Source organism: Micromonospora sp. C97 (genome assembly GCF_018070385.1).
Classification (GTDB): domain Bacteria; phylum Actinomycetota; class Actinomycetes; order Mycobacteriales; family Micromonosporaceae; genus Micromonospora; species Micromonospora parva.
Window position 1 is genome coordinate 203,069 of record NZ_JAGPXU010000003.1, and the last position, 23,420, is coordinate 226,488.

Annotated in this window: 20 protein-coding genes and 1 pseudogene; all 21 read right to left on the minus strand. The window is 70.1% G+C overall.

Translation table 11 applies throughout. The features are described 5' to 3' along the window. Positions 1-24 precede the first annotated feature (24 nt). The 21 genes and pseudogenes from KBX26_RS07280 to paaC all read right to left on the minus strand — a co-directional run bounded on the left by KBX26_RS07280 (position 25) and on the right by paaC (position 23,415). Complete coding sequence (locus KBX26_RS07280; protein WP_030334143.1) at positions 25-1,560, minus strand: NADH-quinone oxidoreductase subunit M; 1,536 nt, start codon at positions 1,558-1,560, stop codon at positions 25-27. Between the two features lie 64 nt (positions 1,561-1,624). Then, positions 1,625-3,550 carry an NADH-quinone oxidoreductase subunit L gene (nuoL, locus tag KBX26_RS07285; RefSeq protein ID WP_030334141.1) on the minus strand — a complete coding sequence of 642 codons (1,926 nt, stop codon included), beginning with the start codon at positions 3,548-3,550 and terminating at the stop codon, positions 1,625-1,627. Positions 3,551-3,562: 12 nt separating this feature from the next. Beyond that, positions 3,563-3,862: an NADH-quinone oxidoreductase subunit NuoK gene (nuoK, locus tag KBX26_RS07290; RefSeq protein WP_030334139.1), complete on the minus strand. Its 300-nt coding sequence runs from the start codon at positions 3,860-3,862 to the stop codon at positions 3,563-3,565. Next, positions 3,859-4,629: an NADH-quinone oxidoreductase subunit J gene (locus KBX26_RS07295; RefSeq protein WP_030334138.1), complete on the minus strand. Its 771-nt coding sequence runs from the start codon at positions 4,627-4,629 to the stop codon at positions 3,859-3,861. The genes nuoK and KBX26_RS07295 overlap by 4 nt, the downstream gene beginning before the upstream one ends. After that, the gene (nuoI, locus tag KBX26_RS07300) at positions 4,626-5,267 is read right to left on the minus strand and encodes an NADH-quinone oxidoreductase subunit NuoI (RefSeq protein ID WP_030334137.1); all 642 of its coding nucleotides are present in this window, start codon (positions 5,265-5,267) and stop codon (positions 4,626-4,628) included. The genes KBX26_RS07295 and nuoI overlap by 4 nt, the downstream gene beginning before the upstream one ends. Position 5,268: 1 nt before the next feature. Then, positions 5,269-6,621 carry an NADH-quinone oxidoreductase subunit NuoH gene (nuoH, locus tag KBX26_RS07305; protein WP_030334136.1) on the minus strand — a complete coding sequence of 451 codons (1,353 nt, stop codon included), beginning with the start codon at positions 6,619-6,621 and terminating at the stop codon, positions 5,269-5,271. Continuing rightward, positions 6,618-9,131 carry an NADH-quinone oxidoreductase subunit G gene (locus tag KBX26_RS07310; protein ID WP_030334135.1) on the minus strand — a complete coding sequence of 838 codons (2,514 nt, stop codon included), beginning with the start codon at positions 9,129-9,131 and terminating at the stop codon, positions 6,618-6,620. The genes nuoH and KBX26_RS07310 overlap by 4 nt, the downstream gene beginning before the upstream one ends. Positions 9,132-9,186: 55 nt before the next feature. After that, on the minus strand, positions 9,187-10,503 hold the full coding sequence (gene nuoF, locus KBX26_RS07315) for an NADH-quinone oxidoreductase subunit NuoF (protein WP_030334132.1): 1,317 nt from the start codon (positions 10,501-10,503) through the stop codon (positions 9,187-9,189). After that, positions 10,500-11,651, minus strand: coding sequence for an NADH-quinone oxidoreductase subunit NuoE (gene nuoE, locus KBX26_RS07320; protein WP_210864997.1), 1,152 nt, complete (start codon positions 11,649-11,651; stop codon positions 10,500-10,502). The genes nuoF and nuoE overlap by 4 nt, the downstream gene beginning before the upstream one ends. A gap of 52 nt (positions 11,652-11,703) precedes the next feature. After that, entirely contained in the window at positions 11,704-13,029 is a 1,326-nt protein-coding gene (locus KBX26_RS07325; protein WP_030334127.1) for an NADH-quinone oxidoreductase subunit D, read from the minus strand. Then, a complete protein-coding gene (locus KBX26_RS07330; protein ID WP_030334125.1) occupies positions 13,026-13,763 on the minus strand; it encodes an NADH-quinone oxidoreductase subunit C in 738 nt (245 codons plus the stop codon). The genes KBX26_RS07325 and KBX26_RS07330 overlap by 4 nt, the downstream gene beginning before the upstream one ends. Continuing rightward, positions 13,760-14,437, minus strand: a complete 678-nt coding sequence (locus KBX26_RS07335) for an NADH-quinone oxidoreductase subunit B family protein (RefSeq protein WP_030334123.1) — start codon at positions 14,435-14,437, stop codon at positions 13,760-13,762. The genes KBX26_RS07330 and KBX26_RS07335 overlap by 4 nt, the downstream gene beginning before the upstream one ends. A 14-nt stretch (positions 14,438-14,451) precedes the next feature. Beyond that, positions 14,452-14,817: an NADH-quinone oxidoreductase subunit A gene (locus KBX26_RS07340; RefSeq protein ID WP_007454588.1), complete on the minus strand. Its 366-nt coding sequence runs from the start codon at positions 14,815-14,817 to the stop codon at positions 14,452-14,454. Positions 14,818-15,007: 190 nt separating this feature from the next. Then, positions 15,008-16,285 carry a geranylgeranyl reductase family protein gene (locus tag KBX26_RS07345; protein ID WP_030334120.1) on the minus strand — a complete coding sequence of 426 codons (1,278 nt, stop codon included), beginning with the start codon at positions 16,283-16,285 and terminating at the stop codon, positions 15,008-15,010. 139 nt (positions 16,286-16,424) lie between these two features. After that, positions 16,425-16,649, minus strand: coding sequence for a hypothetical protein (locus KBX26_RS07350; protein WP_030334118.1), 225 nt, complete (start codon positions 16,647-16,649; stop codon positions 16,425-16,427). A gap of 85 nt (positions 16,650-16,734) precedes the next feature. Further along, the gene (locus tag KBX26_RS07355) at positions 16,735-17,445 is read right to left on the minus strand and encodes a demethylmenaquinone methyltransferase (RefSeq protein ID WP_030334115.1); all 711 of its coding nucleotides are present in this window, start codon (positions 17,443-17,445) and stop codon (positions 16,735-16,737) included. 792 nt (positions 17,446-18,237) lie between these two features. Continuing rightward, positions 18,238-19,302 (minus strand): annotated as a pseudogene (locus tag KBX26_RS32930) (cell wall anchor protein); the annotation flags it as partial. Positions 19,303-19,676: 374 nt separating this feature from the next. Beyond that, positions 19,677-20,867 carry a cyclic dehypoxanthinyl futalosine synthase gene (gene mqnC / locus KBX26_RS07365; RefSeq protein ID WP_030334111.1) on the minus strand — a complete coding sequence of 397 codons (1,191 nt, stop codon included), beginning with the start codon at positions 20,865-20,867 and terminating at the stop codon, positions 19,677-19,679. Between the two features lie 198 nt (positions 20,868-21,065). Then, positions 21,066-22,184: a 1,2-phenylacetyl-CoA epoxidase subunit PaaE gene (paaE, locus tag KBX26_RS07370; RefSeq protein ID WP_210860069.1), complete on the minus strand. Its 1,119-nt coding sequence runs from the start codon at positions 22,182-22,184 to the stop codon at positions 21,066-21,068. Continuing rightward, on the minus strand, positions 22,181-22,696 hold the full coding sequence (gene paaD / locus KBX26_RS07375) for a 1,2-phenylacetyl-CoA epoxidase subunit PaaD (protein ID WP_051708641.1): 516 nt from the start codon (positions 22,694-22,696) through the stop codon (positions 22,181-22,183). Before paaD ends, paaE begins: the two co-directional genes overlap by 4 nt. Beyond that, a complete protein-coding gene (gene paaC / locus KBX26_RS07380) occupies positions 22,690-23,415 on the minus strand; it encodes a 1,2-phenylacetyl-CoA epoxidase subunit PaaC (RefSeq protein ID WP_210860071.1) in 726 nt (241 codons plus the stop codon). The genes paaD and paaC overlap by 7 nt, the downstream gene beginning before the upstream one ends. Positions 23,416-23,420 lie beyond the last annotated feature (5 nt).

Sequence of the window (23,420 nt, forward strand, 5' to 3'; positions counted from 1 at the left end):
GGCTCGCAAGCTCACTCCTCGCGCTCACCGAGCCGCCTCCTGGACGGTGCCGCCCACGGACGGCGCCGGGTCGGTTCTGCCGATGTCGTCCATGGTCGCCTGGACGGCCGGGTTGATCACGTCAGTGACCGGCTTGGGGAAGAAGCCGAGCAGCACGATCAGCGCGATCAGGGGGGCAACCACGACCTTCTCGCGCAGGTTGAGGTCCCGGCGCATGCCGTCGACCTCGGTCAGCGCCGGGTTCAACGTGCCCTGGGTGGTGCGCTGCACCATCCACAGCACGTACGCGGCGGCCAGGATGATGCCGAGCGTCGCGATGACCGCTACCGGCTTGTTCACAGTGAACGTGCCGATCAGCACCAGGAACTCGGAGATGAACGGCGCGGTGCCGGGCAACGCCAGCGAGGCGAGACCGGCGAAGAACAGCACCCCGGCGAGCACCGGCACCAGCTTGCCCGCGCCACCGAAGTCACTGATCAACGACGAGCCGCGCCGGGCGATCAGCATGCCCACCACCAGGAAGAGCAGGCCGGTGGCCAGGCCGTGGTTGAGCATGTAGAGCACCGCGCCGGTGCCGGCCTGCGTGGTGAAGGCGAAGATGCCCACCCCGATGAAGCCGAAGTGCGCGATCGAGGTGTACGACACCAGCCGCTTGAGGTCGTTCTGGCCGACCGCCAGCAGCGCGGCGTAGACGATGCCGATCACGCCCAGGGCCAGCGCCCATGGGGCGAACCACTTCGACGCCTCCGGGAACAACGGCAGGCAGTACCGCAGGATGCCGAAGGTGCCGACCTTGTCCAGCACCCCGACGAGCAGCGCCGCCGCGCCCGCCGGGGCGGCCCCACCGGCGTCGGGCAGCCAGGTGTGGAACGGGAAGAACGGCGCCTTGATGGCGAACGCGAGGAAGAAGCCGAGGAACAGCCACCGCTCGGTGCCGGTGCTGATGTCGACCTGCGAGAGCGCCTGCCAGTCGAAGGTCTTCCCGCCGACCACCCACAGGCCGATCACCGCGGCCAGCATGAACAGACCGCCGACCAGCGAGTAGAGGAAGAACTTCACCGCCGCGTACTGCCGCTGGTGGCCGCCGTAGCTGCCGATGAGGAAGTACATCGGCACCAGCATGACCTCGAAGAACACGTAGAACAGGAAGACGTCGGCGGCCGCGAAGACGCCGATCATCGTGCACTCGAGGACCAGCAGCAGCGCGAAGTAGACGGGCACCGACCGCTTCGACGACTCGGCGTCGTGCCAGGACGCCAGGATCACCAGCGGCACCAGCACCGCGATCAGCATCAGCATCACCAACGCGATGCCGTCGGCGGCGAAGGTAAAGCTGACCCCCCAGTTCGGAATCCACGAGTACGACTCGCGGAACTGGAACCGGTCACCGCCGGCGTTGAAGCTGACCCACATCACCACCGAGAGCACCAGCACGAGCAGCGACCAGGCGAACGCCACCTGCTTGGCCAGCTCCGGGCGGTGACGCGGCAGGAAGGCCACCACCAGGGCGCCCACCAGCGGCGCCACGGTGAGCACCGAGAGGAACGGGAAGTTGGACATTATGCGGCCTTACCTCCGTCGTCACTGCGTGGTCCGCCGGCGGGGGCGGGCGTATTGAGGTCGATCACGCCAACCACCCCGCCTGCACCGCCAGGAACGCCGCCATCACCAGCAGCGCACCGGCCAGGATCGAGGTGGCGTACGAGCGGACAAAGCCGGTCTGCATCCGGCGGAGGCGGCCCGAGCCACCGCCGACCGCGGCGGCGAGCCCGTTGACGAGCCCGTCGACGCCCCGGTTGTCGAGGTACACCAGCGCCCGCGTGAGGAAGATGCCCGGCTTCTCGAAGACCGCCTCGTTGACGGCGTCGGTGTAGAGGTTGCGCCGGGCGGCGGTGACCAGCACCCCGGCCGGCTGCGGCGCGGTGGCCGTACCGGCCCGGAAGAGGAACCAGGCGAGCCCGGCGCCGAGCACGGTGACCAGCAGCGACAGCGTGGTGATCACGGCGTGCGAGAGGACCGCCTCGTGCTCGGCGTGTTCGCCGCCCAGCCCGGCGGTCTGGGTCAGCCAGTCCGGAACGGACGTGGAGAGCAGGAAGCCGGCACCGACCGAGCCGACCGCCAGCAGGATCAGCGGGATGGTCATCAGCTTCGGCGACTCGTGCGGGTGCTCGATGTCCTCGGTCCACCGCTGCGGGCCGTGGAAGGTGAGCACGAACAGCCGGGTCATGTAGAACGCGGTCAGCCCGGCGCCGAGCAGCGCCGCCCCACCGAAGAGCCAGGCGGTCCAGTCGTCCCGCTCGAAGGCGGCCACGATGATCGGCTCCTTGGAGAAGAAGCCGGAGAACGGGAACATGCCGATGATGGCCAGCCAGCCCATCATGAAGGTCAGCCAGGTGATCTTCATGTGCTTCGACAGGCCACCGAAGCGGCGGATGTCGACCTGGTCCTTCATCCCGTGCATGACCGAGCCGGCGCCCAGGAACATGTTGGCCTTGAAGAAACCGTGCGCCAGCAGGTGCACGATGGCCAACGCGTACGCCGCGCCGCCGAGACCGACACCGAGGAACATGTAGCCGATCTGGCTCACCGTCGACCAGGCGAGCACCCGCTTGATGTCGTCCTTGGCCGCGCCGATGATGCAGCCGATCAGCAGGGTGAGCGCGCCGACGCTGACCACCACGAGTTGCAGCGTCGAGTTGGCGGAGAAGATCGGGTTGGACCGGGCGATCAGATAGACACCGGCGGTGACCATGGTGGCGGCGTGGATGAGCGCCGACACCGGGGTCGGGCCCTCCATCGCGTCCGGCAACCACGCCTGGAGCGGGAACTGACCGGACTTACCGGCCGCGCCGAGCAGCAGCAACAGGCCGAGGACCAGCACTGTGGTGCCGGTCAGCGCGCCGACACCGTTGAACACCTCGTCGTACTGGGTGGTGCCCAGGGTGGCGAACATGATGAAGATGCCGATGGCCAGGCCGGCGTCGCCGACCCGGTTCATCAGGAACGCCTTCTTTCCGGCGGTGGCCGCGCTCGGCCGCTCGGTCCAGAAGGAGATCAGCAGGTACGACGCCAGACCGACGCCCTCCCAGCCGAAGTACAGCATCACGTAGTTGTTGCCGAGCACCAGCAGCAGCATCGCCGCGACGAACAGGTTGAAGTACGCGAAGAACCGACGACGGCCCGCGTCGTGCGACATGTACTCCACCGCGTACAGGTGGATCAGGAAACCCACCCCGGTGATCAGCAGTACGAAGACCGCGGCCAGCGGGTCGAACAGCAGGCCGAAGTCGACGCGCAGATCACCGACCGCGATGAAGTCCCAGAGGCTCAGCTCGACCGACTTGTTCTCCAGGCCACGCAGCTGAAAGAAGAAGCTCAGGCCGAGCACGAACGCGGCGCCGATGGCAGCGACGCCCAACCAGTGCCCCCAGCGGTCGGCCCGGCGGCCGAGCAGCAGCAGGATGGCCGCGCTGACCAGCGGGATCGCCACCAGCAGCCAGACGCCCCCGAGCAGCCCCGTGGCCTGGGCGTATTCCACAGTCTCTTCCACCGGTGGACCCCTCTAGTACTTCAGCAGGTTGGCGTCGTCGACGCTCGCGGAGCGTCGCGTCCGGAAGATGGACATGATGATCGCGAGCCCGACCACGACCTCGGCCGCCGCCACCACCATCACGAAGAACGCCATGATCTGACCGTTGAGGTCACCGTTGATCCGGCTGAAGGTGACCAGCGTCAGGTTGGCCGCGTTGAGCATCAGCTCCACGCACATGAACAGCACGAGCGCGTTGCGCCGGACGAGCACCCCGGCGGCACCGATGGTGAACAGCACCGCCGCGAGGACCAGGTAGTAGTCAGGCGTCATGAGTCTGTCCCCTTCAGCGTGGTCTCCTGCGCGGTCAGCTCCCGCACCGGCAGGATCTCCGGCGTGCTCCGCTCCGAGAGGCGGCCGTCCGGCAGTCGGGCCGGGGTGGCCACCGAGGACGAGGTCGCGAAGACGCCGGGGCCGGGCTTCGGGCCGGGGTAGTTGCCCGGCGCGAACCGCGCCCGCATCGTCGACACCTGGTCGACCTTGTCCTGCTTGCGGCGCTCGATGTGCGCGAGCACCATGGCGCCGACCGCCGCGGTGATCAGCAGCGCCGAGGTCAGCTCGAACGCGAAGACGTACTTGGTGAAGAGCAGTCGGGCGATGCCCTGCACGTTGCCCTCCGCGTTGGCCTGCTCCAGGCCGACCGCCGTGGTGCCCTCCAGCGCCCGGTAGAGCGCGCCGCCCACCAGACCGGCGAAGCCCAGCCCCAGCACGATCGCGGCGACCCGCTGGCCGCGCAACGTCTCGATCAGCGAGTCGGTGGAATCCCGGCCGACAAGCATCAGCACGAAGAGGAAGAGCATCATGATCGCGCCGGTGTAGACGATGATCTGCACCATGCCGATGAACGGCCCGGCCTGGAGCACGTAGAAGACGCCCAGGCAGAGCATGGTGAGCACCAGCCAGAGCGCGGAGTGCACCGCGTTGCGGGCCGCCACCATCCCGATCGCGCCGATCAGTGCGAGCGGCCCGAGGATCCAGAAGGTGACCTCCTCGCCGCCGGACACCGCACCCGCCGCGGCCAGCACCGTAGACGTGGTCATGCGTTCTCTCCCTTGCCGGCCGCGACCCGCTGGGCGGCCTGCTCGGCGCCCGGGAACGTCACGCCGGGGTGCTCCTCGACCTGGTAGCGGCCGGGGCCCATCGGTGACGTCTCCGCACCGGCGGAGGTGCCCGGGTTGTCCAGCGCGCCGACGTAGTAGTCCTTCTCGCTGTCACCCAGCCGCATCGGGTGCGGCGGCTGCTCCATGCCCTCCAGCAACGGCGCGAGCAACTGCTCCTTGGTGAAGATCAGGTCCTGCCGGTTGTCCCGGGCCAGCTCGTACTCGTTGCTCATGGTCAGCGACCGGGTCGGGCAGGCCTCGATGCACAACCCGCAGAAGATGCACCGGGCGTAGTTGATCTGGTAGATGCTGGCGTACCGCTCACCCGGCGAGAAGCGCTGCTCGTCGGTGTTGTCGCCACCCTCGACGTAGATCGCGTCCGCCGGGCAGGCCCAGGCGCACAGCTCACAGCCGATGCACTTCTCCAGGCCGTCCGGGTGCCGGTTGAGGATGTGCCGCCCGTGGTAGCGCGGCGCCGACACCGGCGGCTTGAACGGGTAGTCGGTGGTGACGACCTTCCTGAACATGTGCGAGAAGGTGACACCGAATCCCTTGAACGTTCCGGTGATCGCGCCCACGTCACACCTCCCTGGAGTCCGAGCCGGCAACGATGTTGGCCGGCTCCCGCTCGGCGACCACGCGCGTGATACGCGGGCTCGGTGGTACCTGAAGGTCCATCGGCGGCAGCGGGAAGCTCCCGTGCGGCCGGTTGTCGACCTGTTCCTGCGTCGTCGGCTTCGGCTTCGGACGCCGGCTGGGCCAGAAGATCGTGGCGATCAGCAGGATGCCGGCCGGAATACCGACGGCGATCATCTTGCCGCGGGTGTCCCAGTCCTCGATGGAGCGCAGGCCCGACAGGACCAGGATCCAGACCAGGTTGATCGGCAGCAGCACCTTCCAGCCGAGCCGCATGAACTGGTCGTACCGCAGCCGGGGCAGCGTGCCCCGCAGCCACACGAAGACGAAGACCAGCGCGATCACCTTGCCGAAGAACCAGAGCATCGGCCACCAACCGGAGTTGGCGCCCTCCCAGATGGTGATCGGCCAGGGTGCCCGCCAACCGCCCAGGAACAGCGTCGTGGTGACAGCCGACATGGTCACCATCGCGACGTACTCGCTGAGCATGAAGAGCGCGAACTTCAGCGAGCTGTACTCGGTCATGAAGCCGGCGACCAGCTCGGACTCGGCCTCGGGAAGGTCGAACGGTGCCCGGTTGGTCTCACCCACTGTGGCGATGAAGAAGATGATGAAGCTCGGCAGCAGCAGGATCGCGTACCAGCCCGGGGCCGGAACCGTCTGGCCGAAGATGGTCAGCTCGGTGCCGTCTCCCTGAGCGGCGACGATCCCGCTGGTGCTCATCGTGCCGGCGGTCATGAAGACCGCCACGATGCTCAGCCCCATCGCGACCTCGTAGGAGATCATCTGGGCGCTCGACCGGAGACCACCGAGCAGCGGGTACGTCGAACCGGACGCCCAACCACCCAGGACGACGCCGTAGACGCCCATCGAGGAGCAGGCGAGCAGCAGCAGCACCGCCACCGGCACATCGGTGACCTGCAACGGGGTGTGGTGACCGAAGATGCTCACCATCGGGCCGAACGGCACCACCGACAGCGCGGTGACCGCGCAGATCACCGAGATGGTCGGGGCGAAGAAGTACACGACCTTGTCGGCCGCCTTCGGCAGGATGTCCTCCTTGAAGGCCATCTTCAGACCGTCGGCGAGGGTCTGCAGCAGGCCGAACGGGCCGACCTGGTTGGGGCCGGGCCGCACCTGCATGTAACCCACGACGCGCCGCTCGAACCAGACACCGAGCAGGGTGGCCAGCAGCCCGAAGGCGAACGCGAAGACAATCTTGCCGAGAACCAGCCACCACGGATCCCGGCCGAAGTCGGCCAGCGTGGGGTCCTGGGCGAGGATTGACGGAGTCACTGGTTACCCCCGGAGTTAAGGAGCGGACCCGGGAGACCGGTCTCGTCGGCCGCCACGCGCCCGGCCGGAATGGCCGTACTCGGTGCGGGGACGGAGATCCGGACGACCGCGCCGGACGTCGCCCCGAGGCTGCGCCGCACTGTCGAGCCGGGTGAGTTGGTCGGCAGCCAGACCACGCCGTCCGGCATCTCGGTGAGTTCCGCGGGCAGGGTCAGCGCCCCCCGGTCGGTGCCGACAGTGACGGCGTCACCGTCGACCACACCGAGCGCCTCGGCGGTGCCCTTACCCAGCCGGACCACCGGCGGACGGGCGGTGCCGGCGAGGTTCTCGTCGCCCTCGGTCAGGGTGCCGAGGTCCACCAGCTGGTGCCAGGTGGCCAGCACGGCTTCCCCGGCCTTCGGCTCCGGCACCCGGCCCGGCGCGACCGACGGCGCGGCCGGCCGCGACATCCGCGTCGCCGGCAGCGTGCCCAGCTCGCGGCGCACGCTCAGCACGTCGGCGGTGCCGAGGCGCACGTCGAGCAGCGCGGCCAGCGCGTCGAGCACCCGGCCGTCGGTCATCGCGGTGGTGTTCAGGACCGCCTCGAACGGGCGCAGCCGACCCTCCCAGTCCAGGAAGCTGCCGGCCTTCTCGGCCACCGGGGCGACCGGCAGCACCACGTTCGCCCGCCGGGTCACCGCGCTGGCGCGCAGCTCAAGGCTGACCAGGAACGGCACCGCGTCCAGGGCGGACTCGGCCAGTCGCGGGTCGGCCAGGTCGGCCGGGTCGACACCGCCGACGACCAGCGCGCCGAGCTGCCCGTTGGCCGCCGCGCTCAGGATGCCGTCGGTGTCCCGGCCGGCCTGACTGGGGATCACCCCGGCCGGGATGTCCCACGCCTCACCCAGTTCGGCCCGAGCGGCCGGTTCGGTCACCAGGCGTCCACCGGGCAGCAGGTTGGGCAGGCAGCCCGCGTCGACCGCGCCGCGGTCACCAGCGCGCCGCGGCACCCAGGCCAGCTTCGCGCCGGTACGCCGGGCCACGTCGGCCGCGGCGGAGAGCCCACCCGGCACGGTGGCCAACCGCTCGCCGACGATCAGGATCGCGCCCGGAGCGCTCAGCGCCTCGCTGACCGTGGCGTGCTCGGCGAGCACGCTGGCCTCCTCGCCCGGCACCACCCGGGCCAGCTTGGCACCGAGCTTCTCCAGGCCGCGCGTGGCGAAGGGCGCCAGCGCGTACACCGTCAGGGTCTTCTTCAGGTACGCCTTGCGCAGCCGCAGGAAGAGGATCGGGCACTCCTCCTCGGGCTCCAGGCCGACCAGCACCACCGCCGGCGCGTTCTCCACGTCGGTGTAGGTGACGTCGGTGACCCCGGCGACCGAGCTGGCCAGGAAGTCGGCCTCCTCGCGGGAGACCGGTCGGGCCCGGAAGTCGATGTCGTTGGTGTTCAACGCGACCCGGGCGAACTTGGCGTACGCGTACGCGTCCTCGACGGTCAGCCGACCGCCGGTGAGCACCGCGGTGCCCTGCCCGCTCTCCCGAGCCGTGTGCAGCCCCTCGGCAGCGACCGTGAGCGCCTCACTCCAGGACGCCTCGCGCAGCTCACCGGTCTGCTCGTCGCGGACCAGCGGCGTGGTCAGCCGGTCGGCGGCCCGGGTGTACTGGAAGCCCCACCGGCCCTTGTCGCAGTTCCACTCCTCGTTGACCTCCGGCTCGTCGCCGGCCAGCCGGCGCAGCACCTTGCCGCGCCGCCAGTCGGTGCGCTGCCCGCAGCCGGCCGAGCAGTGCTCGCAGACGCTCGGGCTGGAGACCAGGTCGAACGGGCGGGCGCGGAACCGGTACTGGGCACCGGTCAACGCTCCCACCGGGCAGATCTGCACGGTGTTGCCGGAGAAGTAGGAGTTGAACGGGACGTCCCCGCTGTCCTCCCCGGACTCCACGCCGTACGCGTCGTCCCGGTAGATGTTGATCTCCTCAGCGGACGACCGGCCCATCAGGTCGATGAACTTGTCGCCGGCGATCTCCTCGGAGAACCGGGTGCAGCGCTGGCAGAGCACGCACCGCTCGCGGTCCAGCAGCACCTGGCTGCTGATCGCCATCGGCTTCTCGTACTCCCGCTTGTGCTCGTGGAAACGCGAGTCGGTGCGGCCGGTGGACATGGCCTGGTTCTGCAGCGGGCACTCACCACCCTTGTCGCACATCGGGCAGTCCAGCGGGTGGTTGAGCAGCAGCAGCTCCATCACCCCCTCCTGCGCCTTCTTGGCCACCGGGGAGGTGATCTGGGTGCGGACCACCATGCCGTCGGCGACGGTCTGGGTGCAGGAGGCGACCGGCTTGCGCTGCCCCTCCACCTCGACCAGGCACTGCCGGCACGCGCCGGCCGGGGCCAGCAGCGGGTGGTCGCAGAACCGGGGGATCTCGGTGCCCATCTGCTCGGCGACCCGGATCAGCAGTGCCCCCTTGGGGGCGGTGACCTGGACGCCGTCGATGGTGAGGGTGACGGTCTCGGTCTGCTTGGCTACGTCGGTCATCAGAGTCGCCCTTCATTCGCGACTGCGGGACTCGCAAGCTCGTTCCTCGCGCTCATCAGTGCGCACCCACCAAGGTCTTCTCCGACAGCTTGGGAGCTTTACGACCCTCGATGTAGTCGAGGTAGTCCTGCTTGAAGTACTTCAGCGAGGAGGTCACCGGGCTGGTCGCGCCGTCACCCAGGCCGCAGAACGACCGGCCGAGGATGTTGTCACAGGTGTCCAGCAGGGTGTCCAGGTCTTCGTGGGTGCCCTGACCGGCGAGGATCCGCCGGTAGACCCGGACCATCCAGTAGTTGCCCTCACGGCACGGGGTGCACTTGCCGCACGACTCGTGGTGGTAGAACTCCAACCACCGGTACGTCGCGTAGACCGGGCAGTCCTGGTCCGAGAAGATCTGCGTGGCAGTGGTGCCGAGGATCGAGCCGGCCGCCGCCACCCCCTCGAAGTCGAGTGGCACGTCCAGGTGCTCGGCGGCCAGCAGCGGGGTGGACGAGCCGCCCGGGGTCCAGAAGCGCAGGTTGTGCCCGGGCTGCATGCCACCGGCCAGCTCCAGCAGCTCGCGCAGCGTGACACCCATCGAGCACTCGTACTGGCCCGGGTTGGCGACCCGCCCGGAGAGCGAGTAGATCATCGGCCCGGAGGACTTCTCGGTGCCCATGCTCTTCCACCAGTCGGCCCCACCGAGCACGATCGGCGGCACGCTGGCGATGGTGCCGACGTTGTTCACCACCGTCGGGCTCGCGTACAGGCCGTGGGTGGCCGGGAACGGCGGGCGCAGCCGGGGCTGGCCCCGGAACCCCTCCAGCGAGTCCAGCAGCGCCGTCTCCTCGCCGCAGATGTACGCGCCGGCGCCGGAGTGCACCACCAACTCCAGGTCGTAGCCGCTGCGCAGGATGTTCCGGCCGAGGTAACCCTTGTCGTACGCCTCCTGGACCGCGTTGCGCAGCCGACGCGCGGCGTGCACCGCCTCGCCCCGGATGTAGATGTAGGCGCGGGCGGCCCGGATCGCGTACGACGCGATGATCACGCCCTCGACCAGCGCGTGCGGGTCGTGGGTCATCAGCGGCAGGTCCTTGCAGGTGCCCGGCTCGCCCTCGTCGGCGTTGACCACCAGGTAGTGCGGCTTACCGTCGCCCTGCGGGATGAAGCCCCACTTGAGGCCGGTCGGGAAGCCGGCGCCACCCCGGCCGCGCAGCCCGGAGTCCTTGATCAGCTGGATCAGGTCGTCCGGGTGGGCCTTGAGCGCCTTGCGCAGCGCGGCGTAGCCGTCGAGCTGCTCGTACGTGCCGATGCGCCAGGCGTCCGGCGACAGCCAGCGCTTGGTCAGCACCGGCGTCAGCTTGGCCAGCGTCTCCGGGCGGGGAGTGGTCACTTCTGGGCCCCCGTTTCGCTCGCGTCAGCCGATCCGGCGCCGTCGGCGTCCGTGTCGGCCTTCGCTTCGGTGAGGTTGCGCTCCTGCGCCCCGGCCTCGTCGCCGGCGGGCTTGCCGTCGCCGGCCGGCGCGTTGGCCGCCACGCCGGCCGCCTCGGCCGAGCGCGCGTCGCCGGCCTGTGGCGCGGTGCCGCTGCTGTCCGCCGGGGCCTTCGTGCCGGGCGCGTCCGGCACAGCGGTGCCCGCGTCCGGCTGCCGGGTCTCGGCGGTACGCACCTGCGGCGACTTGTCGTCCGGTGCCTTCACGTCCCGGGCGGTGCTGCCGGCGGCGGCCGCCGGCTCGGCGACCCCGGTCGGGGCGGACGCCCCGTCGCCACCCTTGACCGGCGCGGCGCTGGCCTCGACGGGCGCCGGCTTGGCGGCCTCCGCCTTCGCCTTCGCCTCGGCGGCGGCCTTGTCGGCCTCGGCCTTGCTGCGGATCGGGGTGTTGGGGTCGAAGTTCGGCACCGAGACGCCGTGCTGCTGGGCCAGCCGCAGCCCGCGCAGGGTCGGCTCGCCCGGCCCGCCGTCGGCGACGGCACCGTCGCGGTCGTCGGCGAAACCGGCGAGCTGCACCGCCATCTCCTTGAGGGTGCAGAGCCGGGCGCCCCGGGTCGGCATCGGCCGGCCGCCGGCCCGCAGCTCGTCGACCACACCGACAGCGGTGGAGGGGTCCACGCCGTCGAAGAAGTCGTAGTTGACTGTCATCACCGGGCCGTAGTCGCACGCCGCCAGGCACTCGGCGTGCTCCAGCGTGATCGTGCCGTCGGCGGTGGTCTCGTCGTGCCCGACGCCCAGGTGCTCGGAGAGGGTGTCGTAGACCTCCTGGCCACCGAGCACGTTGCACATGGTGTTGGTGCAGACGCTGACCAGGAAGTCACCGGTCGGCTTGCGCTTGTACATCGTGTAGAAGGTGGCCACCGCGCCGACCTGGGCCTTGTTCAGCCCCAGCACCTCGGCGCAGAACGCGACACCGGCCGGGGAGACGTAGCCCTCCTCGGCCTGCACCAGGTGCAGCAGCGGCAGCAGCGCCGAGCGGGACCGGTCCGCCGGGTAACGGGCGATGATCTCGCGCGCCCGCTCCCGGGTCTCGTCAGTGAAAGTCGTCATCAGCGCCGCCTTCCGTTCGCGACTGCGGGGCTCGCAAGCTCACTCCTCGCACTCACCGGTCACAACCCCCCATGACCGGGTCCAACGAGGCTCCGCCGGCGATCACGTCGGCGATCAGACCGCCCTCGGCCATCGCCGGGAGGGCCTGCAGGTTGACGAAGCTCGGCTCCCGGTAGTGCACCCGGTAGGGCCGGGTGCCACCGTCGGAGACCGCGTGGACGCCCAGCTCGCCGCGGGGCGCCTCGATGGCGACGTACACCTGGCCGGGCGGGACCCGGAAGCCCTCGGTCACCAGCTTGAAGTGGTGGATCAGCGACTCCATCGACTGACCCATGATCTTCGCGACGTGCTCCAGCGAGTTGCCCATGCCGTCGACGCCGATGGCCAGCTGCGCCGGCCAGGCGATCTTGCGGTCGGCGACCATCACCGGGCCCGGGCGGAGCCGGTCCAGCGCCTGCTCGACAAGCTTCAGCGACTCCCGGATCTCGGCGAGCCGGACCTGGTAGCGACCCCAGACGTCACCGTCGGGGTGGGTCGGCACGTCGAACTCGTACGTCTCGTAGCCGCAGTACGGCATGGTCTTGCGCAGGTCCCAGGCGAGGCCGGCGGAGCGCAGCACCGGGCCGGTGATGCCGAGCGCCACGCAGCCGGTGACGTCCAGCACCGCGACGTTCTTCGTCCGCTCGGTCCAGATCGGCTGGCCGGAGAGGAGGTCCTCGTACTCCTTGAGCTTCTTCGGCATCATCTTGAGGAACTCGCGGATCTTGACGACCGCGTCGTCCGGCACGTCCTGCGCCACACCGCCGGGCCGCACGTACGCGTGGTTCATCCGCAGACCGGTGATGGTCTCGAAGATGTCGAGGATGTACTCCCGCTCCCGGAAGCCGTACAGCATGATCGAGATCGCGCCCAGCTCCATGCCGGTGGTAGCCAGCCAGACCAGGTGCGACGAGATCCGGTTGAGCTCCATCATCAGCACGCGGATGGTGGTGGCCCGCTCGGTGATGTCGTCGGTGATGCCGAGCAGCTTCTCGACGGCGAGGGCGTACGCGGTCTCGTTGAAGATCGGGGCGAGGTAGTCCATCCGGGTCACGAAGGTCGAGCCCTGGACCCAGTTGCGGTATTCGAGGTTCTTCTCGATGCCGGTGTGCAGGTAGCCGACGACCGAACGGGCCTCGCGGACCGTCTCGCCCTCCAGCTCCAGGATCAGCCGCAGCACCCCGTGCGTGGACGGGTGCTGCGGACCCATGTTGACCACGATGCGCTCGTCGTTGATCGGGTCGGTGCCCGAGACGATCGTGTCCCAGTCCCCACCGGTGACGGTGAAGACCCGACCCTCGTCGGTCTCACGCTCGCTGGCGTAGTTCGACGTCGTCACTGGTACGACCTCCGCTCGTTCGGCGGCTGGATCTCCGCGCCCTTGTACTCGACGGGGATGCCGCCGAGCGGGTAGTCCTTGCGCTGCGGGTGCCCCTCCCAGTCGTCCGGCATGAGGATCCGGGTCAGGCTGGGGTGGCCGTCGAAGACGATGCCGAACATGTCGTACGCCTCCCGCTCCTGCCAGTCCGCGGTCGGGTAGACGGCGGTCACGCTGGGCAGGTGCGGGGCCTCGACGGAAACAGCGGCCTCCAGCCGGACCCGCCGCCGGTACGTCATCGAGGTGAGCAGGTAGACCACGTGCAGGCGACGCTCGTCGGCGCCCAGGTAGTCCGCGCCGGACACCGAGGAGCAGAGCTCGAACCGCAGCGCCAGGTCGTCGCGCATCACCTGGCAGACCTCGGCGATCCGCTCCGGGCGTACGTGCAGGGTCAGCTCACCCCGGTCGACCACGACCTTCTCGATGGCGTCGTTGAAGGCCGGGTACGCCTCCTCCAGCGCGTCGCGGACCTCGTCGAAGTAGCCCCCGTACGGCCGGGACGCCTCCTCGATGGGCTGGCGCTGGCGGACCAGGCCGCCGTAACCGGACACGTCGCCGGTGCCCTGGTTACCGAACATCCCGCGACCGGCCGGGCTGGCCGGCGGGAACTCGGCGGGGGCGCCACTGGTGGCGCCGGCCGGCACCACCGGCAGCGGTACGCCGCCGTCGTTTGGCTTGTCCGTGGGTGACGTCATTTCGGGCCTGCCTGCGGGTGGAGGTGGTTCTGAGCGTTCATCCAGTTCTCGATGCGCAGCTGCTCCTCGCGGCCCTCGCGGACCGCCCGGGTCCACTCGGCGCGCCGGGCCTTGTCGTTGCGGTACGAGGACGGCATCGAGCCGTAGGGCACCACCGGAACGTCGCCGCGCTCCTGGCGGGCGGCCAGCATCTTGCGACCGTTCGGGCCCAGTGGCTCGTACATGATCTTTTCGCGGAGCTTGAGGATCGCGTCGATGAGCATCTCCGGCCGGGGCGGGCAGCCGGGGAGGTACATGTCGACCGGCACCACGTGGTCGACGCCCTGCACGATCGCGTAGTTGTTGAACATGCCGCCGCTGCTGGCACAGACGCCCATCGAGAGCACCCAGCGCGGCTCGGCCATCTGGTCGTAGATCTGGCGCAGAACCGGGGCCATCTTCTGGCTCACCCGGCCGGCCACGATCATCAGGTCGGCCTGCCGGGGCGACGCCCGGAAGACCTCCATGCCCCAGCGGCCCATGTCGTAGTGCGGACCACCGGCGGCCATCATCTCGATGGCGCAGCAGGCCAGGCCGAAGGTGGCGCCCCACACGGACGACTTCCGAGACCAGTTGACCAGCTTCTCCACCGAGGTGAGCAGGACGCCGGCGGGAAGCTTCTCCTCGATGCCCATCTGACGTTCCTTCCTCAGTCCCAGTCCAGGCCGCCGCGCCGCCACACGTAGGCGTACGCAACGAAGACCGCGACGATGAACAGGACCATCTCCACGAAGCCGAAGATCGGCAGAGCGTCGAACGAGACCGCCCAGGGGTAGAGGAAGATGATCTCGATGTCGAAGACGATGAAGAGCATCGCCGTCAGGTAGAACTTGATCGGGAACCGCCCGCCGCCGACCGGCTGCGGGCTGGGCTCGATGCCGCACTCGTAAGCCTCGAGTTTGGCCTTGTTGTAGCGCCGGGGACCGGCGAAGCGGGCGGCGCCGACGGAAAACAGCGAGAACGCCGCGGCGAGGGCGAACAGCCCGATGATCGGTGCGTAAGGCGAGAGCGACATCGTTTTCTCCTGCTCGTCCTTCCCTGCCCTCGGTGCTTGACGAAAATCACACTATTCACGTCCCTCGCAGTGGCAGTCGGCGGGGGTCGATCTTTGTCGGCGTCGGGGCCGTGACCAGCGCCGATGCCGTCCTACGTATACAGTTCCGGCTGTCGTCGATGACCGCTGGACCCGCAGGCCACTCCTCGCGCTACACGGCGGGAGCGGCTTTCGTCATCGCGTTGATGACCCGGTCCATCGCGTCCCCGCCGCGCGGGTCGGTCAGGTTGGCCAACAACTTGAGCACGAAACGCATCAGCGTCGGATGCGGCATGCCGTGTTTGGTGGCGATCCGCATGATCTCGGGGCGGCCGATCAGTTTCACGAAGATGCCGCCCAACCGGTAGTAGCCGCCGAGTCGGGCCTTCAGCTCGTTCGGGTACGCCAGCAGCGCGCGCTCCCGCTCCGGGCCGGCCGGCCGGGCGAGGGCCTGGACCACGACCTCCGCGGCCAGCTCGCCGGACTCCATGGCGTACGCGATGCCCTCGCCGTTGAACGGGTTGACCATGCCGCCCGAGTCGCCGACCAGCAGCACGCCGCGCGTGTAGTGCGGCACCCGGTTGAAGCCCATCGGCAGCGCGGCGCCCAGGATCGGGCCGTCGGCGTTGGCCTCGTCGGTCATCCCCCAGTCTTCCGGGGTGTTGGCGAGCCAGTCGGTGAGCAGCCGGCGGTAGTTGGTCTTGCCGAACGCCGAGGACGAGTTGAGCACGCCGAGGCCGACGTTGACCCGCCCGTCACCGAGGCCGAAGATCCAGCCGTACCCGGGCAGCAGGTTGTCGCCGCTGTCCTTGCTGCGCAGCTCGAGCCAGGACTCCAGGTAGTTGTCCTCGTGCTTGGCCGGCGAACGGTAGTAGCGGCGGACGGCCACACCGATCGGCCGGTCCTCCCGCTTGGCCAGCCCGAGCGCGAGCGGGAACCGGCCGGAGACACCGTCGGCCGCGACGACCAGCGGGGCGCGGAAGGTGGTGGGCTCCTTGCCCGGCCCGACCTCCGCCTCGACGCCGGTGACGCGACCATCGTCGTCGAGCACGGGGCCCAACACGTTGACGCTGGTCCGCAGCTTCGCGCCGGCCGCCACCGCCCGCTGGGCGAGCAGGTCGTCGAAGTCCAGTCGCGTGCGCACCAGACCGTAGTTGGGGAAGCTGGCCAGCTCCGGCCAGTCCAGTTCCAGGCGCACCCCACCGCCGATGACCCGCAGGCCGCGGTTGTGCAGCCAGCCCGCCTCAGGCGAGGTGTCCACACCCATCCGGATGAGTTGGCGCACCGCGCGCGGGGTCAACCCGTCGCCGCAGACCTTCTCCCGTGGGAACTCGGTCTTCTCCAACAACAGCACCCGTACGCCGTGCCGGGCCAGGTGGTACGCAGTCGCTGATCCACCGGGACCGGCGCCCACGACAATGACGTCGGCGTCGTGTTCCACCGCGGTCATTCGCGCCTCCTCCCGCATGCTCGTGAAATGCTTCACAAGCCAGACGGGACGAGTGTATGACCGGCGTCATACCAGCGCAGGATCAGGGGTACCTAACTCGCCGATGTGACACCCCATGACCGTCCACAGCGGTCAGGTGTCAGGCCGGGCTGGAGGCGTCCAGGCCCGCGTCGACCCGGATCGTCTCCGGCAGATGCTCGCGGAGCGCCCCGCCCGCCGCGCGGTCCAGCGCGGCCAGCACCTCGGCGACCACCTGCCGGACCTCGACCGGGTCGGCCCCGGCCAGCTCGCGCAACTGGGCGATGAGTTCGGCCGCGTCGTCGTCGGTGGCGGCCACCGGGTCCGCCGGGTCTGCTCCGGTCATGCGGTCGAGCGTACGGGGCAAAGTGGACTAAAGCCTGATATTAGCGGAACCTGAATAATGTCCGCGCCCGCTGGAGGGCCCGCCGCTACTGGCGGATCCCCCGGTGCAGGGCCACCACGCCACCGGTCAGGTTGCGCCACGCCACCCGCCCCCACCCGGCCGCGGCCACCCGCCCGGCCAGCGCGGACTGCGCCGGCCAGGCCCGGACCGACTCGGCGAGATAGACGTACGCCTCGGGGTTGCTCGACACCGTACGAGCCACCGCCGGCAACGACCGCATCAGGTACGACAGGTAGACCGTCCGGAAGACCGGGTTGACCGGGGTGCTGAACTCGCAGACCACCAACCGGCCACCCGGCCGGGTCACCCGGGCCAGCTCACGCAGCGCCGCGTCGGTGTCGTTGACGTTGCGCAGCGCGAAGGAGATCGTCACCGCGTCGAAGCTCGCGTCGGCGAACGGCAGGCGCAGCGCGTCCCCCGCCAACAGCGGCACCTCGGGCCGGGCCCGCTTGCCGGTGTGCAGCATGCCCAGCGACAGGTCCACCCCGACCGCGTACGCCCCGGACTGGGCCAGCTCACGCGTCGAGACGCCGGTGCCCGCGCCCACGTCCAACACCCGCTCGCCCGGCCGCAACCCGAGCGCCGCCCGGGTGGCCCGACGCCAGGAGCGGTCCTGCCCCAGCGAGATCACGGTGTTGGTCAGGTCGTAACGCTCTGCCACGCCGTCGAACATCGCGGCGACCTCGTGCGGCTGCTTGTCCAGACTGGCGCGCTGGCCCTGCGGGGTACGGCTCACCCCTCCACTCTGCCAGCCGCCCGCCAATCGACACTCGCTGGGTGGCGTGGCACGCACCACTGACGCGAAAGGGCGGGGTGGTCGCCCACCCCGCCCTCGCGTCGTGCCTGCGTCCCTGACGCCTCAGTCAGGACGCGTACCGCCGTCGCTGTCGCGCCTCGTCCGCGCGCCGTCGCCAGCGGCCCGGTGTCAGTCGGTCGACTTCTCGTCGGCCGGCGAGACCACCACCACCTTGCGGCGACGGGTGAGCACCAGCAGCGCCCCACCCACGAGCAGGATGATCGCGCCGATACCGCCGATCAGGCCGACCTGCACACCGGTCACCGGCAGGCCACCACCGCCCGAGCCGCCACCGGTGGAGCCGCCACCGGCACCCGGCGAGACGGTCGCGCCCGGCGTCGTCGTACCGCTCGGACCCGGCGTCGGAGTGACAGTCGCGCTCGGCGTCTGGGTCGGCGTGGCCGTCGCGGTCGGCGTCGGCGTGACCGTCGGAGTGTCAGTCGGGGTCGGGGTCGGGGTCGTCGTCTCCGTCGGAGTGGCCGTCGGGGTCGGCGTCTCGGTTGGGGTGACCGTCGGCGTCGGGGTCGGCGTCTCCGTCGGGGTCGGCGTCTCGGTAGGAGTCGGGGTCGGGGTCTCCGTCGGAGTCGGAGTCTCCGACGGGGTCGGGGTCTCGGTAGGAGTCGGGGTCGGGGTCTCCGTCGGGGTCGGCGTCTCCGTCGGGGTCGGCGTCTCCGTTGGCGTCGGGGTCTCCGTTGGGGTCGGGGTCTCTGTCGGCGTGACGGTCGGGGTCGGCGACCCGGTCGGGGTGACCGTCGGCGTCGGAGTGGGCGACCCCGTCGGAGTGACAGTGGGCGTGGGCGTCGGCGTCGGGTCCACGGCCAGGTCGACGAAGACGTCGAAGACCGCCTGGTTGTCGCCCTCGTCGACCTCGGTGAAGGCCTTCCGCTGTGCGGTGCTGGCCCGCCGCGGCTGCTCCTCGGGCCTGCCGGCTGCCACGTCCAGACCGTGCGCCACCAGCTCGCCGACCCGCAGCACCGGCTCGGTGACGTCCTTACCGACGGTCACCTTGATGTCCGCCGTGTAGTAGTCACCGGGCCGGATCACCGCGCCGTCGTCCTGACAGAGCGCCTGAGCGACACCGAACGTCTGCGTGGTGCAGGTGTCCGGCAGCGTGTCGAAGGTGACGCCCGCCGGGAGGGTGAGCACGTAGGCGAGGCCGGTGGCCTTGCGACTGCCGTCGTTGTAGACCGCCCAGTCGACCGGCACCGTCTCGCCCGGCCGCACCGGACGAAGGTCGGGGTCGTCACCGTTGACACCGTTCACCACGACGTTCGCGTTGACGTCCTGCACCCAGCTGGTGAGGTCGTACCCGGGCTCGGTGACGGCGATGTCGTGCTCGACCTTGTTGTCTTCCTTGTTGGGGTCCTCGGTCGCCGACCGGATGGTGACCACCAGAGTGCCGGCAGCGCCCTTACCGCCGGTGGAGAAGATCGGGATGCCGAAGTCCTCGCTGGTGCCGGCGGCCAGGTCACCAAGGCGGCAGGTGAACTTCTTGCCGTTCACCCGGCAACCGTCGGGCACCACGACCCGAACCTTGTTCATCGTCAGCTTGCTGGTGTCCACCGTGTAACTGACACCCTTGGCGTCTTCCTTGCTCCGGGTGTTGTCGACAGTGAACTTGAACGGCTTGCTCTTGGCCTCCGTCACGCCCTTGGCCAGGTTGTAGCTGAGCGGCACCAGGGCCAGATCGGCCTGCTCGGCCGCCAGCACCGGGGCGGCAACGGCGGCGATGCCACCGGCCGCGATCAGCGCCACGACACTGGCGCGCACCAGCGTCGAGCGGTGGAACGCTGTCATCAGTCCCCCGGGGGTAGGGAAGAAAGAATGGTTGCGGAACGAGCGGACGCTATCGGAGGCCGTTCTCCCACGCCAGCAGGCGGACCCGATTTCATCCGTCCGGCCCGAGCTGGGCAGACAGTGCGGGCGGGATGGTCACCCATCCCGCCCGTACTGCCGTGCGTTATATGAACGACCCGCAGCGGGCCGATGGAGGACAGCCCCGTACGTCGACGGTGGTGCCAGATATGAGCCGGGACGCTAGCCGCCGACGATCATCTCCACCAGACCCGGACCGGACAGGCTGACGCTGCGGCGGCGGGGACCACCCGTACCGCCGGGGCGATTCGGCGGGAGCATGAGCGTCGATCAGCCGAACGGCCACCTGCCGACCGTCAGCTGACGTCCACCAGGGGTAGGGACTTTCCCGCACCACCGCCGGGCAGCGCGATCGAGGAGAAGTGCGAGACCACCCGCTCGTCGGTCGGGTCGTCGGCCGGCGTGTGGTGCACGGCGAGCCGGTTGTAGAGGGTGTCGCGCTGTGCGGGGATCCGGTCCGCCGAGCGGATCATGCCGATCAGCTCGTGCAGGTTGGAGCGGTGCCGCGCACCGGCGGAGGAGATCACGTTCTCCTCCAGCATGATCGAGCCGAGGTCGTCCACGCCCATGTGCAGGGAGAGCTGCCCGACGTCCTTGCCGGTGGTCAGCCAGGACGCCTGCAGGTGCGGGACGGTCTCGAAGAACAGTCGGGCCACCGCGACGAGGCGCAGGTATTCCACCGTGGTCGCCTGGGTGCGGCCCTTGAGGTGGTTGTTCTCCGGCTGGTACGTCCACGGGATGAAGGACCGGAAACCGCGGGTGCGGTCCTGCACGTCCCGGATCATGCGCAGGTGCTCGATCCGCTCGGCGTGCGTCTCGCCGGTGCCCATCATCATGGTGGCGGTCGACTCGATGCCCTGCCGGTGGGCCAGCTCCATGACCTCCAGCCAGCGCTCGCCCGACTCCTTGAGGGGGGCGATGGCCTTGCGGGGCCGCTCGGGCAGCATCTCCGCGCCGGCGCCGGCGATCGAGTCCAGACCGGCGGTCTTGATCCGGGCGATGGCCTCGTCCAGGCTCACCCCGGAGACCTTGGCCATGTGCAGGATCTCGCTGGGGCCGATCGAGTGGATGACCAGGTTCGGGTACGCCTGCTTGACCGAGGAGAACAGCTCCTCGTAGTACTCCACGCCGTAGTCGGGGTGGTGCCCGCCCTGGAGCATCACCTGGGTCGCGCCCAGCTCGACCGCCTCGCCGCACCGGCGCAGGATCTCCTCGGTCGGGTGGGTCCACCCTTCCTGGTGCTTGGGCGCGCGGTAGAAGGCGCAGAACTTGCACGCCGTCACGCAGACGTTCGTGTAGTTGATGTTGCGGTCGATCAGGTACGTGACGACGTTGTCCGGGTAGCGCCGCCGGCGCACCGCGTCCGCCGCCTCACCCAACGCGTGGAAGGGCGCCTCGGTGTAGAGCAGCAGGGCCTCCTCGGGCGTGATCCGCCCGCCGTCCGCGCCGCGCTGCAGGATGTCGTCGATCTCCCGGCTCACCGTCACACCCCGAGCCTACGCCGACGACGCGCCCCTTCCCTGAGGGGTGCTTAAGGCTGTGATTCGCTCCGCACGGGCCAGGCCGGCACTGAACCGGGTCACCGCCACACCCTCACCGCGATCTTGCGGGTACTGTCGCGACACACGGGGCATTCCACGCATATCGACGACCGAAACTGCAAGATCGACGCGGGCGAGAGGCGATCAGGCGTCGTAGTCGATCGTGAGCTTGTCGGTGGTCGGGCTGGACTGGCAGGTCAGGACGTAGCCGGCGGCCAGCTCGTCGGGCTCCAGCGCATAGTTGCGGGCCATCGTGACCGCGCCGTCGACGACCTTCGCCTTGCAGGTGGAGCAGACGCCACCCTTGCAGGCGTACGGCAGCTCGCCGCGCACCTTCAGCGCGGCGTCCAGCACCCGTTCCTCGCGACCCATGGTGAAGCTCGACGAGCGGCCGTCCAGCACGATGGTGACCTCGGCCCCGGCACCCGCCTGGTCGACGGGCCGGCGCACCGGCTCCGGCGGCGCGTCGACGTGGAACAGCTCGGTGTGCACCGCCGACTCGGGCAGACCGCGTGCGGTCAGCACGTCCCGGACGTCGACCACCATGCCGTACGGGCCGCAGAGGAACCACTCCTCGATGACGTCGCCCGGCACGATGGTGTCCAGCAACCGGCTCAGCCGCTCGGCGTCGATCCGACCGGACAGCAGCGGCGACTCGCCCTGCTCCCGGGAGAGGACATGCACCAGGTGCAGCCGGGTCGGGTGGCGGTCCTTCAGGTCGGCCAGCTCCTCGGCGAACATCACGGTGTTCGCCGTGCGGTTGCCGTACACCAGTGTGAAGGTGCTGGCCGGCTCGACGGCCAGGGCGGTCGCGACCAGCGCGAGCACCGGGGTGATGCCGGAGCCGGCGACGACCGCGCCGTAGTGCCGGGCGCGGTCCGGTGCGAACGCCGTGGTGAAGGTGCCCAGCGGCGGCAGCACCTCGACGGTGTCGCCACCGCGCAGCGCCCCGCAGGCGAACGCGGAGAAGGCGCCGCCGGGGATCTCCCGCACCCCGATCCGCAACCGGCCGCGCCGGGCCAGGTCGTCGGGGGTGGAGCAGATCGAGTACGACCGACGCACGTCAGCGCCGTCCGGCGCGGCCTGGCCCGGAAGACGCACGGTGAGGTGCTGGCCCGCACGGAACGCGAATGTCTCCCGCAGTTCCTCGGGTACGGCGAAGGTCACCGCCACGGAATCGTCGGTGAGCCGGTCGACGGCGGCGACGGACAACGGGTGGAAGACCGGCCGACGGCGAACCGGGCGGGTGATGGTGACAGTCACAGCGCCTTCAGGTGGTCGAAGGGTTCGGAGCAGGAACGGCACCGCCACAGCGCCTTGCACGCGGTGGAGCCGAACCGGCTGACCTGCTCGGTCTCCGGCGAGCCGCACCGCGGGCAGCGGACCGCGAGGGTCAGCGACACGACGCCGGCGGCGGGCACCGGGGCGGGCGGGGCGATCCCGGCGGCAGCGAGCTTGGCCCGCCCGCCCTCGGAGATCCAGTCGGTGCTCCACGGTGGGCTGTAGACGGTCCGGACCTCGGCGTCCGGGTGGCCGGCGGCGGCGAGTGCGCGGCGGATGTCGGCCCGGATCACGTCCATCGCCGGGCAGCCGGTGTAGGTCGGGGTGATGGTGACGGTGACCCGGCCACTGGCCGGATCCTCCTCGACCGCGCGCAGGATGCCCAGCTCGTCGATGGTGATGACCCGGATCTCCGGGTCCACCACGCTCGCCACGGCCGTTCTCGGGTCGGTGCCGGCCGCCACCCGCTGCGCTGCACTCCTCACGCTCACCATTTCGCTCCCGGGTGGGCGCGGTGCAGCACCTGCATCTCGGCGAGCAGGTAGGCCAGGTGCTCGCTGTGCACACCGGCCCGCCCGCCGGCCGGGGCCCAGGCACTGCCCGGCCGGGCGAGCGTCGCCTCGACCAACACCGGGCCGACGACCTCGTCGAACGCCGGCCGCAGGGTGGCCGGGTCGACCGGCGCCGCCGGGTCCGCGGCGAACAGCTCGTGGGTGTACGGCCACACGTGGTCGACGGCCGCCTGCATCCGACGGTGCGACTCCTCGGTGCCGTCACCGAGCCGCTTCACCCACAGCGCGCCGTGGTCCAGGTGGTACGCCGACTCCTTGCGCGCCTTCGCGCCGATCGCCGCCAACCGCTCGTCAGCACAGCCGGCCAGCGCCGTGTACAGCGGCAGTTGGTACGCCGCCAGGAAGAACAGCTTCGCCATCGTCACCGCGAAGTCGCCGTTGGGCAGCTCGACCAGGAGAACGTTGCGGAACTGGCGGTCGTCACGCAGGTACGCCAGCGCGTCCTCGTCGCGCCCGGCGCCCTCCAACTCGCCCGCGTACGACAGCAGCAGGCGCGCCGCGCCGAGCTGGTCGAGGGCGATGTTGGCCAGCGCGATGTCCTCTTCCATCTCCGGGGCACGGGTGGTCCACTCGGCCAGCCGCTGGGCCGCGATCAACGCGTCGTCGGCGAGGGCGAGGGTGAAGTCGAAGGGCCCGTTCACGCCGT